At 55.9% G+C, this 14,236-nt stretch carries 15 protein-coding genes; 9 read left to right on the forward strand and 6 right to left on the reverse strand.

Going from position 1 to position 14,236, the window contains the following annotated elements:
- The first annotated feature begins 53 nt into the window (after positions 1-53).
- Complete coding sequence (locus J7447_RS07415; protein ID WP_022998819.1) at positions 54-368, forward strand: lipid-A-disaccharide synthase N-terminal domain-containing protein; 315 nt, start codon at positions 54-56, stop codon at positions 366-368.
- Between the two features lie 28 nt (positions 369-396).
- Here J7447_RS07415 and metC read toward each other — a convergent pair whose 3' ends face one another.
- Positions 397-1,575, reverse strand: a complete 1,179-nt coding sequence (gene metC, locus J7447_RS07420) for a cystathionine beta-lyase (RefSeq protein WP_209169190.1) — start codon at positions 1,573-1,575, stop codon at positions 397-399.
- A gap of 470 nt (positions 1,576-2,045) precedes the next feature.
- Between metC and J7447_RS07425 the strand changes: the two genes are divergently transcribed.
- The 5 genes from J7447_RS07425 (at position 2,046) to J7447_RS07445 (ending at position 7,265) form a co-directional block, all read left to right on the forward strand.
- Complete coding sequence (locus J7447_RS07425; protein ID WP_031268586.1) at positions 2,046-3,065, forward strand: amino acid ABC transporter substrate-binding protein; 1,020 nt, start codon at positions 2,046-2,048, stop codon at positions 3,063-3,065.
- A gap of 228 nt (positions 3,066-3,293) precedes the next feature.
- Positions 3,294-4,508 carry an amino acid ABC transporter permease gene (locus tag J7447_RS07430; RefSeq protein WP_081713351.1) on the forward strand — a complete coding sequence of 405 codons (1,215 nt, stop codon included), beginning with the start codon at positions 3,294-3,296 and terminating at the stop codon, positions 4,506-4,508.
- Positions 4,509-4,518: 10 nt separating this feature from the next.
- The gene (locus J7447_RS07435) at positions 4,519-5,670 is read left to right on the forward strand and encodes an amino acid ABC transporter permease (RefSeq protein WP_031268584.1); all 1,152 of its coding nucleotides are present in this window, start codon (positions 4,519-4,521) and stop codon (positions 5,668-5,670) included.
- A 69-nt stretch (positions 5,671-5,739) separates the two neighbouring features.
- Positions 5,740-6,543 carry an amino acid ABC transporter ATP-binding protein gene (locus J7447_RS07440; RefSeq protein WP_022998815.1) on the forward strand — a complete coding sequence of 268 codons (804 nt, stop codon included), beginning with the start codon at positions 5,740-5,742 and terminating at the stop codon, positions 6,541-6,543.
- A gap of 17 nt (positions 6,544-6,560) precedes the next feature.
- Positions 6,561-7,265, forward strand: coding sequence for a TIGR02117 family protein (locus tag J7447_RS07445; RefSeq protein ID WP_209169191.1), 705 nt, complete (start codon positions 6,561-6,563; stop codon positions 7,263-7,265).
- Here J7447_RS07445 and J7447_RS07450 read toward each other — a convergent pair.
- Positions 7,248-7,880, reverse strand: coding sequence for a TetR/AcrR family transcriptional regulator (locus J7447_RS07450; protein ID WP_075283030.1), 633 nt, complete (start codon positions 7,878-7,880; stop codon positions 7,248-7,250). The two genes, J7447_RS07445 and J7447_RS07450, sit on opposite strands and share 18 nt — an antisense overlap.
- On the opposite strand from J7447_RS07450, the gene J7447_RS07455 reads away from it, so the two are divergent.
- Positions 7,864-8,763: an HD domain-containing protein gene (locus tag J7447_RS07455; protein ID WP_209169192.1), complete on the forward strand. Its 900-nt coding sequence runs from the start codon at positions 7,864-7,866 to the stop codon at positions 8,761-8,763. The genes J7447_RS07450 and J7447_RS07455 overlap by 17 nt on opposite strands.
- A 267-nt stretch (positions 8,764-9,030) precedes the next feature.
- Positions 9,031-10,371, forward strand: coding sequence for a globin-coupled sensor protein (locus tag J7447_RS07460; RefSeq protein ID WP_209169193.1), 1,341 nt, complete (start codon positions 9,031-9,033; stop codon positions 10,369-10,371).
- A 20-nt stretch (positions 10,372-10,391) separates the two neighbouring features.
- On the opposite strand, the gene sseA is transcribed toward J7447_RS07460, so the two are convergent.
- From sseA to J7447_RS07480, 4 genes are all read right to left on the reverse strand, one after another.
- Positions 10,392-11,237 carry a 3-mercaptopyruvate sulfurtransferase gene (gene sseA, locus J7447_RS07465; RefSeq protein ID WP_075283028.1) on the reverse strand — a complete coding sequence of 282 codons (846 nt, stop codon included), beginning with the start codon at positions 11,235-11,237 and terminating at the stop codon, positions 10,392-10,394.
- A gap of 9 nt (positions 11,238-11,246) precedes the next feature.
- Positions 11,247-11,720, reverse strand: coding sequence for a GFA family protein (locus J7447_RS07470; RefSeq protein ID WP_077292957.1), 474 nt, complete (start codon positions 11,718-11,720; stop codon positions 11,247-11,249).
- 22 nt (positions 11,721-11,742) lie between these two features.
- Entirely contained in the window at positions 11,743-12,459 is a 717-nt protein-coding gene (locus J7447_RS07475; protein ID WP_209169194.1) for an alanyl-tRNA editing protein, read from the reverse strand.
- Positions 12,460-12,604: 145 nt separating this feature from the next.
- Positions 12,605-13,030, reverse strand: a complete 426-nt coding sequence (locus J7447_RS07480; protein WP_139314165.1) for a hypothetical protein — start codon at positions 13,028-13,030, stop codon at positions 12,605-12,607.
- A gap of 92 nt (positions 13,031-13,122) precedes the next feature.
- On the opposite strand from J7447_RS07480, the gene J7447_RS31525 reads away from it, so the two are divergent.
- Positions 13,123-14,184 carry an AraC family transcriptional regulator gene (locus J7447_RS31525; RefSeq protein WP_209169195.1) on the forward strand — a complete coding sequence of 354 codons (1,062 nt, stop codon included), beginning with the start codon at positions 13,123-13,125 and terminating at the stop codon, positions 14,182-14,184.
- The last annotated feature ends 52 nt before the right edge of the window (positions 14,185-14,236 follow it).

Raw genomic sequence — 14,236 nt, forward strand, 5'->3', positions numbered from 1 at the left:
ATCCGGGTGGAGAAGCCCGCCGACCTTTCAAAAACACTGACTGGACCTGAGACATGAGCGCTCTATACGAATGGATCCATGCGGTTTTCATCGCGCAATTGGACTTCTGGATCATTCTGGGTTTCTTCGCCCAGGCCATGTTCATGATGCGCTTCGTCATCCAATGGATCGCATCCGAGCGCGTCGGCCGCTCAATCGTGCCGGTCGCTTTCTGGTTCTTTTCCGTTGCGGGTGGGTCGCTGCTGCTGATCTACGCCATTCAACGACAGGATCCGGTCTTCATCGCCGGTCAGGGACTGGGTCTGCTAATCTATTTCCGGAACCTGTGGCTGATCTTCAAGGAAAAGCGGAACGACCCTACGATTTGAGCCGTTCCGCCGTTCGCTCGACAGTCTGTCAGCCGAATGCCTTCGCCAGTGCCTGATCCAGATCGGCAATCAGATCTTCCGGGTCTTCCAGGCCGATGTGGAGGCGAACCGACTGGCGATCCAGGTTTACCGGGGTTGCTGTGCGGCTGCCCTTGAGGCGAACCGGAATGGCAAGGCTTTCAAAACCACCCCACGAATACCCGAGACCATAAAGCGTGAGCGCATCAAGGAAGGCGTAGGCCTGTTCCTGTGTCGTGCTTTCACTGAAGTCGAAGGCGCACAGGCCCGAGGCTCCCGAAAAATCTCGTTTCCAGAGAGCATGACCAGGATCCGCTTCAAGGCCTGGATAGCGGATGCGATCGATGTTGGGCTGGTCCTTCAGCCACCCAAGAACGGCTAGTGTGTTGCGCTGGTGCCGTTCAAGGCGCACGGACAGAGTTCTGAGGCCTCGCAGGCCGAGGTAGATGTCATCCGGCGCGACGTGACACCCCATGGCACCGCAGAACGCATCCAGTTTTTCCCAGGCGCGTTCGCTGGCAGCGACCGTACCGAGCATGGCGTCGGAGTGTCCGACAAGATATTTGGTGCCCGCCTGGATCGACAGATCGACCCCCATGGATAGTGGCTGGCAGTAAATCGGGCTCGCCCAGGTATTGTCCATCAGAACGGTCGCGCCGATGGCACGGGCCTCGGCGGCAATCGCCGGAACATCCTGCATCTCGAAGGTGAGGGAGCCGGGTGCTTCGGTGAACACGGCTGTAGTGTTTTCCTGGAACAGTGACTTGATATCGGCGCCGATCTTCGGATCGTAGAAGGTCACGGAAACCCCGATGCCTGGCAGAACAGTGTCGGCGAAATGGCGGGTCGGTCCGTAAGCCGTATCGACAATCAGGATGTGGTCACCGGATTTCACGCAGGACAGGATGGCCAATGCAATGGCATTCAAGCCCGAATTCGCGATCTTGACCCCGGCTGCCCCTTCGATCTCCTTCATGGCACCTTCAAGGGAGTCCGTGGTCGGGTTGCCCCTGCGGGCGTAGGAATAGGTCTGGGCACCCGTCACCATGGTTTTGGTGTCGGGGTAGAGAACAGTCGAAGCATGCACGACAGGCGGATTGACGAAACCGTGAAATGCAAGCGGGTCACGCCCAGCATGCGCCAGTTTGGTATCCTGCCTCAACGGCGGCTTGGAATTGGTGGAAGACATGAAGGCTCTTGGGTGTGTGTTTTGCGAGAGGCGGCGCGACATTGAACTGCCGAGCGCCGAGCGCTCACTTTAGTCATTCGCGTCATGGTCGCAACCGCCATTTCACGTGTTGTGCGCGGGTCTTTGTGTGGAGAATTTTTCGATTAGCGTTAACCTTCGCAAGGTCTCCGCTAAATGCATTGAACCCTTTTTAGGCATTGAATGAATTCGATTTAGACATGTTCGCTGTTTGTGCATCCAACCTGATGGCAAATGGCGGATAGCTCGAGAAATTTGACGAGATATCTGCAGCAAGTACTTGACCCGAACAGCTAAATGCCATCGTATGGAACCGTTGGGTGGGACGAAAGATATCTGGAGGAAGCAGCCGTCAAGGCTGGCATCCGTCCGGTTACAAGAGACGGAGAAGATGTCTTTCGAACAAACCCGGCATAATAAAAGTATGGGTAACAAATAAAGGCTGCATATCCATGTCCAATAAATTCCTTCCGCTCGTAATCGGCGCTGCTATGGGAGTCGCCGCGACGACGGCTGCTGGTGCAACGACGCTGGAAGACGTCAAGGCAAAGGGCTTCATTCAGTGTGGCGTGAGCCAGGGTCTGCCGGGTTTCTCGAACCCGGATGCTCAGGGGAACTGGACCGGTATCGACGTTGACTACTGCCGCGCTATGGCTGCAGCAGTGTTCGGCGATGCGTCCGCTGTGAAATACACTCCGCTGTCCGCAAAAGAGCGTTTCACCGCGCTTCAGTCCGGCGAAGTTGATGTTCTGTCCCGTAACACCACCTGGACCATGTCCCGCGACACCCAGCTGGGTCTGAACTTTGCTGGTGTGAACTACTATGACGGTCAGGGCTTCATGGTTCGCAAGGACCTGGGCGTGACTTCCGCACTGGAACTGTCCGGCGCTTCGGTCTGCACCAACACCGGTACGACCACTGAGCTTAACGTTGCCGACTACTTCCGCGCCAACAACATGCCGTACGAAATCGTCGCCTTCGAAAAGGCCGACGAAGTTGTGGCTGCATACGACGCCGGCCGTTGCGACGTTTACACCACTGACGCATCCGGCCTGTACGCACAGCGCCTGAAGCTGACCAACCCGGGCGACCACATGGTCCTGCCGGAAATCATCTCCAAGGAGCCTCTGGGTCCGGTTGTCCGTCAGGGCGACGATGAGTGGTTCAACATTGCAAAGTGGACGCTGAACGCGATGCTCAACGCAGAAGAGCTCGGCGTGACCTCTGAAAACGTTGACGAGATGAAGTCTTCCGACAACCCGTCCATCAAGCGTCTTCTGGGCGTTGAGGGCGCATTTGGTGAAGCTATCGGCCTGCCGAACGACTGGGCCTATGCGATCATCAAAAACGTCGGTAACTACGAAGAGTCCTTCAACGCCAACGTTGGTCCGGACACTCCGCTCGGCATCTCCCGTGGCGTAAACGCTCTGTGGAACGACGGCGGCTTCATGTACGCACCGCCGGTCCGCTAATCCTCTTCTTTGATTGAGGATTGAAGGGGTTCCGGCGGTTGTTCTGCCGGAACCCTCAATAAATTCCACGCAATAAAAACCGGACAACATACCCGGCAACCGCGTGGGGGAACAGACTGCTTCCGTCGATAGGGGAGTGCCGACGAAGTTCGGCCAGGGAAGCAGGTCAGACACGATTGAGGAGAGGCTGCGTGCCGGGCTCTTTCGTGAAAACTTGGGCGAGGTTCTATGTCAGTAATGGAGCAGGACTCGGCGGGGGCGCCGGCGCGTGCTTCGCTGTTGAACGATCCCAAAGCGCGCGGCATCTTTTACCAGCTGCTGCTGGTCGTCGCGCTGGTGACTTTGGGATATGTCATCGTTTCGAACACGATAGCCAACCTGGAGAGGCAGAACATCGCCTCCGGTTGGAGCTTTCTAGAAAATACAGCCGGGTTTGGAACCAACCAGTCACTGGTTTCCTACTCTGAGACATCAAGTTACGGAAGAGCGATCTATGTCGGCTTCCTGAACACTCTGCTTGTGGCGGGCGTAGGTATCTTCTTCGCCACGATCTTTGGGTTCATCATCGGTATTGCCCGCTTGTCGAACAACTGGGTCATCAGCCGTCTGGCGTATTGCTATGTCGAATTGGTCCGTAATATCCCGCTGCTGCTGCAGATCTTTTTCTGGTACTTCGCGGTGCTGCGATCGATCCCCGGCAAGCGTGAAAAATGGTCGTTGTTCGACACATTCCACCTGAACATTGGCGGTCTTCGGCTTCCCAAACCCATCATGGGGACCGGATCGGAATGGATCGGCTATGCGTTCCTGATCGGGATAGCAGCAGCGTTCCTCGTGGCACGTTGGGCGCGCAAGCGTCAGGAGGCCACAGGGCAACCGTTCCCGTCATTCCTGACGGGGGTCGGATTTATTATTGGCCTGCCTTTGCTGACGTACTTTGCAACCGGCATGCCGATCACTCTTGAACATCCAAACTTCGTCGAAACCGGGCCAATCCTGCGTCAGGGGTTCGAGCTCAATGTCGGGCTCAATATTATTCCTGAGTTCCTGGCTCTTACCGCAGCCCTGGCAATCTATACCGCATCGTTCATCGCAGAGATCGTACGTGCCGGTATTCAGGCAGTGAGCCATGGTCAGACCGAAGCTGCGCATGCACTAGGTTTGAGGAACGGACCGACGTTGAGACTGGTGGTCATTCCCCAGGCGATGCGCGTGATCATTCCGCCGCTGACGAGTCAGTACCTGAACCTTACCAAGAATTCTTCACTGGCAGTTGCCATTGCCTATCCGGACCTCGTCTCGATGGGTGGAACGGTGCTCAACCAGACCGGCCAGGCGATTGAAATCATCGGTATCTGGATGGTTGTCTATCTGTCGCTCAGCCTCATCACATCGGCCTTCATGAACTGGTACAACCAGCGCATGGCGCTCGTGGAACGGTAAGGAGCGCAAAATGGCTAACACTGATATGTTCCAAATCAGAACCGAGGAGGCGCCGCGACTGCCGGCGCCGATCTCGACCACCGGCGTCATCGGCTGGATGCGTCAGAACCTGTTTTCGTCCATCGGCAACACCGTTCTGACTGTAATCGGCATTCTGATCGCCTACTCACTTATCGCGCCTTTGATCCAGTTCGCATTTATCGATGCTGTCTGGAGTGGCGACAATCGTGAAGCGTGTCTGCCGCAGGATGGCGGCCATAGCGGTGCCTGCTGGGCTTACGTGGAAGCATACTTCCCGCAGTTCATCTATGGACGGTATCCGACCGAGGAAATCTGGCGGGTGAACATCGTCTATTTCCTGTTCGCGGTGTTGCTCGTACCGCTGGCAATCCCCAGCGCGCCGTTCAAGAAAATCAACGCAATCCTGTTTCTGGTCGTCTTCCCGATCATCGCATACTTCCTGCTGACCGGCCTGGTCATCGGAGATGCGGTAATCCTGCCGATCGTTGAAACAGCGGTTTGGGGCGGTTTGCTTGTTACGCTTGTCATCGCGGTCACGGGTATTGTGGCCTCGCTACCGCTAGGTATCGCGCTGGCGCTTGGACGTCGATCAAGAATGCCGATCATCAAGCTTGTCTCGGTTATCTTCATCGAGTTCTGGCGCGGTGTTCCGCTGATCACGGTACTGTTCATGTCGTCGGTGATGCTGCCGTTGTTCCTGCCGGAAGGCGTGACCTTCGACAAATTGCTGCGCGTTCTGATCGGCGTGACCCTGTTCTCTGCCGCCTATATGGCAGAAGTGGTCCGTGGTGGCCTGCAGGCCATTCCGAAGGGGCAATATGAAGGTGCCATGGCGCTTGGGCTCCGGTTCTGGCCGATGATGTATCTCATCATTTTGCCGCAGGCTCTGAAGCTCGTGATCCCCGGGATCGTCAACACCTTCATCGGATTGTTCAAGGATACGACTCTGGTTCTGATCGTCGGCATGTTCGACCTTCTCGGCCAGATCCAGTCGTCCTTCACGGATCCGACATGGTCGACGCCCAGTACCGGTCACACGGGTTACCTGTTCGCTGCAGTGGTGTTCTGGACCTTCTGCTTCGGCATGTCGCGCTACTCCATCTTCATGGAGAAGAAGCTTCATACAGGACACAAACGCTAGCAAACCGCTTCCGGGGCGCGCGATGAACCGCAGCGCCCCGGCCACAGGACACTCTTGGAGTTAAAAACTATGTCTGAAAACGCTGTACGCGACGAGGAACTTGCAGCCGACCGTTCCAGAATGACCATCTCCGATACGGACGTGGCTATTGAAATCAAGAACATGAACAAGTGGTACGGGGATTTCCACGTTCTGCGCGACATCAACCTGAAGGTCATGCGCGGCGAACGTATCGTTATCTGCGGACCGTCAGGTTCCGGCAAATCCACGATGATCCGTTGTATCAACCGTCTGGAAGAACATCAGGCTGGACAGATCCTTGTGGATGGCATCGAGTTGACGGACGATCTGAAAAAGATCGACGAAATTCGCCGCGAAGTCGGCATGTGCTTCCAGCACTTCAACCTGTTCCCGCATCTGACGATTCTGGAAAACTGCACTCTGGCTCCAATCTGGGTTCGCAAGATGCCCAAGAAGGAAGCCGAAGACATCGCGATGCACTATCTCGAGCGCGTCAAGATCCCGGAGCAGGCCAACAAATATCCGGGGCAGCTGTCCGGTGGTCAGCAGCAGCGCGTTGCTATTGCACGGTCTTTGTGCATGAACCCGAAAATCATGCTGTTCGATGAGCCGACCTCGGCACTCGACCCGGAAATGATCAAGGAAGTTCTGGACGTGATGGTCGGACTTGCCGAAGAAGGCATGACCATGCTGTGCGTCACTCACGAAATGGGCTTTGCCCGCAAGGTTGCAAACCGCGTTATCTTCATGGATGCGGGGCAGATCGTGGAGCAGAACGAGCCGGAAGAGTTCTTCACCAATCCGCAGCATGAACGTACCAAGCTTTTCCTGAGCCAGATCCTGCACCACTGATCGGCTAAAGACTGCGGATGATGAAACTGCTGCGCAGGTTCCTGATTGGAATTTGCCTTGTTGTCTTCACTGCTGTTGTAGCACTGGGCCTCGGAGCACTCGTTCCGAGGCCTTTGTTCGATTCCAACCCGGTTATGGAAGTTGCGCAAAGTTTCGCAGAGAAACGGCGTATTCTGATACTCAACAATCCCATCCATACTGATATCGCTCTCCCGGCCGATCCGGACGTGCTGGAGGCGTTCGGATTCGTATCGGATGGCGGGCTGGAGCTGGATTATCCGGGTGTTTTCTGGATTGCTTTCGGCTGGGGTGGGCGGTCCTTCTATATCGAAACGCCAACGTGGGGCGATTTGAAACCGGGTCCGGTAATAGACGCGTTGACCTGGGATGCCTCGGTCATGCATGTCCGTCGCACCGGCGATATTCCGCTTGAACAGGAAAGCGTCCGCGTAATTGAACTGAGCCAGCTGGAATTTGATGAGCTGGTCAATGATATCAGGACCAGTTTCCAGTCAGATGGCACAGCGCCTCCGACGGCAATTCCCGGAGTGGCGTACGACGCACACGACATTTTCTTTCCGGCAGTTGGCGGCTTCAACGCGATGATGGGCTGCAACACCTGGACGGCCGACATGTTGAGGCGGGCAGGGGTGAAGACCGGCATGTGGACGCCGCTGCCCCTGACGCTTGACTGGTCGCTGGATCTACATAACGGGCGCTGAAGCAGGGTCCGGTACAAGCCGGTCAACAGCAGCCTCTGCCAGTTCCACCAGGATATCGCGAGATTCCCCAGCGCGGGCGCGAACCGAAAGACCGTGCAGCATCAAAGACAAATGCTGGGCGGTGAACTGGACGCTTGCTTCCGGAACCGAGTCTTTCATCTCCGCGTAAATCAGACCGGCGAACCCTCGATCCATTCGCTCAACGACATGCGCCAGCATTGATCTGAAGTCAGGATCGTCAGCTGCTTCAGTCGTCAGTGTGGAGATGGCCAGGCAACCATAGGCCGCATCACCAAATGTCGACCTGCCGCAATAAAGATCGATAGCAGCTGTCATGATGGCCTTGAGCCGGGGTTTCAGCCCTGTTTTTGTCTGTCCTGCCGCCTTCAGGTGGGCCTGCATCTGGTCCGCGAACCGTGAAATCACCTTCAGATACATGTCTTTCTTGCTGCCGAATGCGGCGTAGAGGCTGGGTCTGTTCAGGCCGGTTGCTTCTGCTATCTGGTCGAGACTGGTAGCGGCATAGCCGTGCTGCCAGAACACCAGCATGATGCGGTCGAGCGTGATGTCTTCGTCGAATTTGCGCGGACGGCCGCGTTTGCTTTCGGCTTTCATTTTATACCAATTCGCACATAAATATCGACATGTCTATTTTTATGCGATACGGTACATAAAAATGGAGCAATCAATGGAGACGTTTTGGGAGATGCCGGAAAACACTGCAGACATGGGGACGGTTGCTTGGGGACGAAGGTCTGGTCAGTTCGGCAATGGGCGACTGACAAGAACCGAAAAGCTGAAGGTGCTTACAAATCTTGGCCGTATGGGGATGCTTGAAGCGCTGGATGCTTTCAGAGGAAAACTGGGCCTGATCAACACCTTCGGTGCAGACCTTGAAGGACTACAGCCACCGGAGACCGCATTGGTCCGGGATGCGTTGGACTTTGCCGACGAAGTCCAGAATTTGGACCTGATGCGGCACAGTTGGCGCACCTATTACTTTGGCCTGTTGTTAGGTGGCTATCGTAAGCTCACTGTAGACAAGGAAATCCTCTTCTGTGCAGCCATATTGCATGACGTAGGCCTGGCGTCAGGCCGGACCAGTGAGCCGCGGGATTGCTGTTTCGTGGTCCATGGTGCGGAACGCTGCCAGCACCACCTTGTCGGCCAGGGACATGACCGGGCAAAGGTACATCGGATTGCCGATGCTATCGGACTGCACCTTAACGGGTATGTGTCTGCCAGAAGATATGGTGCAGAAGCACATCTTATTTCGCGAGGAGCAATGTGTGACGTGTTCGGAATGGGGCAGCGCAGGATCGCGCAGAACGTTCGCAAGGACATCTTCTCTCGATACCCGAAAGGGAAACTGAACGATGCTCTGGAAATCTGGCCAGGCCATCATCTTGCCGGCACACGTGCCGACTTTCTGATCAGTCTGGAGCCTTCACGCAAGAAACCGGATGGGTTGAAGGCAAGACCCCAGCCGGGAGAGTGAGCCTTGTTTTGGACAACCGGAATACGACCAAAGTATCGCTGCCTGCGTTTTCAGGTTGTGTTCGCCGCTCCCATCGGAAAGAATCGGGTATCGCGTTTTTATTGCCTAAAAAACGGCCAAAAACCGGGGGGATTGGTAATTATTCCTATTTCGTTTTCGTTGTGGCTCAACGCGCCATTGTCACTATGTCGTACGTAAAAATACAATTTATGGTTTATTTAGAATTGTCGGGTCACGTAGGGTCAGTTTTTATCAAGGTGACCTGCCATGAGCGATCAGGAATACGACTTCCAATCCCGTTTGAAATTCGCCCAAATTGATCATTCCACAATCGAAAATCTCAGAAAGCTCTGGCCGGTAATCGAGCCCGTGTTGGACGGTGTGCTGGCGGGTTTTTACGTTCACATCAACACCCAGCCAAATCTGGCTGCACTCGTCGGCTCGCATCAGCCCCGACTTGTTTCAGCTCAAAAGGGCCATTGGAAGAAGCTGTTCACGTCGGGCTTCGACCAGAGCTACCAGCAGAGCATCAACCAGATCGGTCATGTGCATTGCCGTATCGGGCTGGAACCGCGTTGGTACATTGCCGGGTATCTTTATGTCCTGCGCCATCTGCATGCCCATCTGACCCGTAAATACAGACGGTCTTTTCAAAACCTTGCCGTCTTGTTGAACGATGTCACGGCGGCCGTCTTCCTTGACATGGACCTTGCCATATCAACCTACGAAGAAGAACTTCTTCTGGAGCGCGCAGCGCAGACGGAACGATTGAACAAGGCTATCGAAAAGTTCCAGAGCAGCGTCAAGCAACCGTTGGCCGATGTGGAGGCCGGTGCTCGCAGCGTTGCGGGAGAAGCCGAGCATTTGACGAGCGTATCGCAGACCGCGAGAAGCCAGGTTGAGAACGCCGGTCATGTTTCAAAAGACTCTAGCGTCAGCGTCCAGACCGTAGCCTCTGCAACGGAAGAGCTCTCCAGTTCCATCCAGGAAATTTCGAAGCAGATCTCCGGTGCATCCCGTATTGCCAGCCAGGCGGCAGGCGGCACAGAACAATCGAGCCTTCAGGTGGCCAGCCTGGCAGGTGCAGCCCAGAAAATTGGGGATGTGATCGGTCTCATTCAGGCGATTGCCGAACAAACCAATTTGCTGGCTCTGAACGCAACGATCGAGGCTGCCCGTGCCGGCGATGCCGGCAAGGGATTTGCGGTGGTCGCAAGCGAAGTGAAAACCCTCGCAGAACAGACCGCGAAGGCAACCGAGGAAATCAGCCAGCAAGTCACCGAAATCCAGAGTTCGACGGACAATGCCGTTGCCTCCATCCAGTCGATTTCCGAAGTGGTCAAGCAACTAGACGAAATGACGTCGTCGATTGCAGCGGCGATTGAAGAGCAGGGTGCTGCAACGCAGGAAATTTCCCACAGTATCCAGACGGTCGCTTCGGGAACGCAGACCCTCGATGAGAACATTGGCGGTGTCGAACAGGCAATCACCGCCACCGATCAGGCGGCCGACAGTCTGTTGGCTGCATCCAGCAGAATGTCTTCAAGCACCAGTTCTATCTCGGATGAGATCCGGGATTTCTTTGAAACCTTGAAGACTGGCACCTGATCAAAGCGCTATTTGATCTCTCAAGCTGGGCCGGTGACGACGTCCGTGTCGTCCCGGCTTCCCCATTCCGCCCAGGACCCGTCGTAAAGCGAAAGATCCCGAGCACCGAGCACGGTAAGGCCAAGGGTCAGGATCGCCGCTGTGACACCGGAGCCGCAAGAGGTCGTGACGGGCTTGTCGAGATCCACTCCAGCATCCTGAAAAGCCTTTGCCAGGTCTTCCTTCTGCAAGAATGTGCCGTCTTCCGCGATGAGTTGGGTGAAGGGTAGGTTGAGCGCGGTCGGCATGTGACCCGACTTCAGTCCGGCACGCGGCTCTGGCGCTTCTCCGGCAAATCGTTCGGCAGACCTTGCATCCAGTATTTGCCGCGAACCATTTGCGATTGTGGAGCGGATCTGGTCGAGGTCAGCAACGGCACCATGGTTCAAACGGGACGAGAAGTGGCTTTGAACTCTGCGGGGCGTATCGTCGTCAAAGGCACGGCCTTCTGCCCGCCACTTCGGAAAACCACCATCCAGAACATAAACTCGTTCCGCGCCCATGCTGCGTAGCGTCCACCAGACGCGTGGCGCGGAATAGAAACCGAAATCATCGTAGACCACCAGTGTCTGACCGTCGCCTATCCCCATCTTCCGCATGGTTGACGAAAACACATGCGGAGCTGGCAGCATGTGAGGCAGATCGCTGGCCTTGTCACAGACCTCGTTGACGTCGAAGAAGACGGCGCCTGGAATGTGGGCGTTCGGATAGACAGGCGGAGCATCTGGATGTGTGACCGGCGGCATCCAGGCATTGATGACAATCAGATCTGGCGAGGAGAGATGATCGTCCAGCCATTGAGTCGATACGAGGGGATGGTCGGTCATTACGGCTCCTTAGGTCTCCAGCAAGCCTTTGGACTTGTGCCAGTCCTCGATTGAGAGGTCCGGATAGTTCTGGAAGTGAACGTGTCCGGGACCGCTCGGCACCTCGATCCAGTCAGGCTTGAACGCCAGCATGATATGGACAATCTCTGGCGGTGTTGGCAAGGGGCTATCGACCGCTCCTGCATGTGGATGCACCAGTTCGGGCCAACGCGGATCCCATAGCCACAGGTGAGATCCGCAAGCCTTGCAGAAATGACGTTCCGCAGGACTGGTCTTTCCATCAATGACAGCGTTGTAGACCGACTTCGTCTCCGCACCCGATACCTCAAGGCTGCCGGCGTCTCCCATCAGATTGACTGCATAACCGCCGCTGCCACCTGTCTTACGGCAGATGGAACAGTAACAGCGCATGTAGGGGTAGGGGGTTCTGCTTTCCACTTCGAAGGAAACAGCTCCACACCGGCAGCCACCTGACAGTTTCATTTCAACTTCCCCCGTTTGCTTGTCAGTCGGTCAGGCGGATCCGGACGCGCCTGTTCTGCTTGCCCTTCTTTTCAATCTTGCCGAGTTCAAGCAGGCCGATTTCAGAGGTTCTCGTTACATGGGTACCACCGCAAGGCTGCAAGTCCACGTCGTCGCCGATCCTGACCAGTCTTACCCTGCCAGACCCGCGGGGCGGCTTGACGGACATGGTCTTGACCAGACCCGGGTTGGCATCGAGTTCTTCGTCTGTGATCCATTGGGTGGTTACTTCGTGATCACCAGATGCCAGCGCATTGAGCTTCTCCAGAAGCGCTTCCCGGTCGATTGTGTCTTCGCCCATATCGAAATCAAGCCGTCCCTCGGGATCCCCGATTTGACCACCTGTAACGGGAAAGGGCAGGGCCACGGACAATAGATGCAAGGCAGTATGCATGCGCATCAACCGGTACCGTCTCGCCCAGTCCAAATGGGCGGTCACTTTTGTGCCGGCGGCAGGCAGGTGTTGTCCTTCTGAAGGGACATGGACGATGGTTTTCTTGTCGTCATCATAGACCGTGGTGGCAATGTCGATCTTCGTGCCGTCTTCCAGCTCCAATGTGCCGCTGTCGCCCGGTTGACCGCCACCGGTCGCGTAAAAAACCGATCTATCAAGCACGATGCCGCCACGCTCGTTGATGCCGGTCACTTCGGCTTCACATGTTCTGAGATAGGCATCGTCGCGAAACAAAGGCGTGGTCATCCGGAACTCCCTGAAACGAATAGCGTCGAATTGACCAACGAACAGCATGCGGTGCAAGGCCCTATTTGCAGGAAACCGGGGTCATGAAAAACAAACGCCCGCAATCCGGCCGGACCGCGGGCGATAACAATGATGTGGACCAAGTTCAGTCGGCGAAATTCAGATCCACAAAACCTTCTGACCAGTTCTGTGCGTTTGCCTTGCCTTTTGCATTTGTGAAGATCGGCTTGGCCGGGTTTTCGCGCGTCACCGTGAAACAGAGTTTGCCCCAGCCATCGCCGCTCCAGTCTTCGCAATATTGACCAGTCCCGTTAATTTCGACGGCTTCCCACGGAATGTTCCGGATCTTGTCGCCCTTGACCACGACAACGGCGAAGCCGTCGGCGTGGTTGTTCTGCTTGTACTCCGTCACGCCGTCGGGAAAGAAACCATGGATGGAGTTTCCCGACATCATGTCGTTGATCTCGTCTGCCGTCAGGTTGGCCGGATCAGCCAGTGCGTAAAAGCTGCCCGTCAGTGTTGCCAGCGACGTCAGTGCAAGAAGTCGTAGCTGAGATTTTAAGTTGCGCATGTTCCCCTCGATTTCGATGCTTGCATTTGCGCTAAACCCTTGGTTTCGTTCCAGGGCACACTTCATCCTGCAGCACGGTCGAAAGAAGACCTGTGAATATCGACGCCAAAATTTCCATTGAGCCGCAACAAGGTGCGGAGAACGTGCGTGTCAACGAACCGCTCGGAGAAGCCTATTCGGCGTATTGGAACTGGTGGTTGAGGCATTTTGCAAAGCAGGCTGAGGCACGGTTTCCCGCAATTTATGGGAATTCCGTTTTGCAGGGCACTGAGGCGAAGGATCCGCTGTCCCGTACCGGAATGCTCTACGCTTCACGAGGATGCGGAGCGGTTTTCAATCTGGCGCGTGCTCTAGGTCGCCCAGCCGGTTTCGATGTGATCAGTCATCTCCTGACGAGTGCGCAGAGCATGCCTGACCTGGTGAACAGATGGTCGGGTGTCCTGGCACTGCAGGCGTCCTTTCGGTTTCACGAGAGCGGTCAAGGAAAGGATTTTATTTCTTCCGTCCAGCGCAATTCACTGGTCTTGTCACCCTACAAGGTACGTCCCGCGAACCAGAAACCATTCGGACCGGCAATGCTGGCCGGTGTCGTGACCGGAACGCTTGAAAGCGCAGGGGTACATATTCAGGACATCTGGGCGGTTAGCCGCGGCAGTGCTTCCCGGCCGATTTATCGGTTTGGCAATTTCGTCGACGGCAACTTGGACTTCGACAGCGATATCCTGATTATTCCTGCAGAAGAAACTTCCGGGTTCAAATCCGAAATCGGAATGATGTCTTCTGCTTCAAGCCTGTCTTTTCGCCACCTGCTGAACAGGCCGCAGGGGCCGGGTACAAACCGACTTCTTGCGCGGGTCGTCGGCGTTCTCGAACTTTCAGTGGGGGAGCATCCTGGCTTGTCGTCAACAGCGGCGGGACTTGGTTTGTCGCCGAGAAGTCTGTCCCGGCGGCTATCGGAGGCGGGGTTGGGCTACGCCAGGCTCGCTCGTTTCGTCCGTCTGCGAAAGGCGACGCGTATGATGGCGTCGGGCGACTGCTGTCTCGATGAGATTGCCTACCAGGCGTCCTATTCGGACCGCCACCATATGAGCCGGGACTTTCGTAAGATGGCCCAAGTTACTCCCGCCGGCCTGAGAGAGCTGCTGGCACGCTAGACTGGTTTTGGACGCTCAGTCACCACGGGTCACCGGCAGCCAAAGGAACCGG

This window comes from Labrenzia sp. R5_0, from assembly GCF_017743835.1.
Taxonomy (GTDB): Bacteria; Pseudomonadota; Alphaproteobacteria; order Rhizobiales; family Stappiaceae; genus Roseibium; species Roseibium algicola.

Bases quoted from the DNA above. Each gene is read 5' to 3' on its own strand.
- J7447_RS07435 (WP_031268584.1), top strand. From the start codon at position 4,519: ATGGCTAACACTGATATGTTCCAAATCAGAACCGAGGAGGCGCCGCGA.
- J7447_RS07440 (WP_022998815.1), top strand. From the start codon at position 5,740: ATGTCTGAAAACGCTGTACGCGACGAGGAACTTGCAGCCGACCGTTCC.
- metC (WP_209169190.1), bottom strand. From the start codon at position 1,575: ATGTCTTCCACCAATTCCAAGCCGCCGTTGAGGCAGGATACCAAACTG.
- J7447_RS07425 (WP_031268586.1), top strand. From the start codon at position 2,046: ATGTCCAATAAATTCCTTCCGCTCGTAATCGGCGCTGCTATGGGAGTC.
- J7447_RS07430 (WP_081713351.1), top strand. From the start codon at position 3,294: ATGTCAGTAATGGAGCAGGACTCGGCGGGGGCGCCGGCGCGTGCTTCG.
- J7447_RS07415 (WP_022998819.1), top strand. From the start codon at position 54: ATGAGCGCTCTATACGAATGGATCCATGCGGTTTTCATCGCGCAATTG.
- J7447_RS07445 (WP_209169191.1), top strand. From the start codon at position 6,561: ATGATGAAACTGCTGCGCAGGTTCCTGATTGGAATTTGCCTTGTTGTC.
- J7447_RS07460 (WP_209169193.1), top strand. From the start codon at position 9,031: ATGAGCGATCAGGAATACGACTTCCAATCCCGTTTGAAATTCGCCCAA.
- J7447_RS07475 (WP_209169194.1), bottom strand. From the start codon at position 12,459: ATGACCACGCCTTTGTTTCGCGACGATGCCTATCTCAGAACATGTGAA.
- J7447_RS07470 (WP_077292957.1), bottom strand. From the start codon at position 11,720: ATGAAACTGTCAGGTGGCTGCCGGTGTGGAGCTGTTTCCTTCGAAGTG.
- J7447_RS07450 (WP_075283030.1), bottom strand. From the start codon at position 7,880: ATGAAAGCCGAAAGCAAACGCGGCCGTCCGCGCAAATTCGACGAAGAC.
- sseA (WP_075283028.1), bottom strand. From the start codon at position 11,237: ATGACCGACCATCCCCTCGTATCGACTCAATGGCTGGACGATCATCTC.
- J7447_RS07480 (WP_139314165.1), bottom strand. From the start codon at position 13,030: ATGCGCAACTTAAAATCTCAGCTACGACTTCTTGCACTGACGTCGCTG.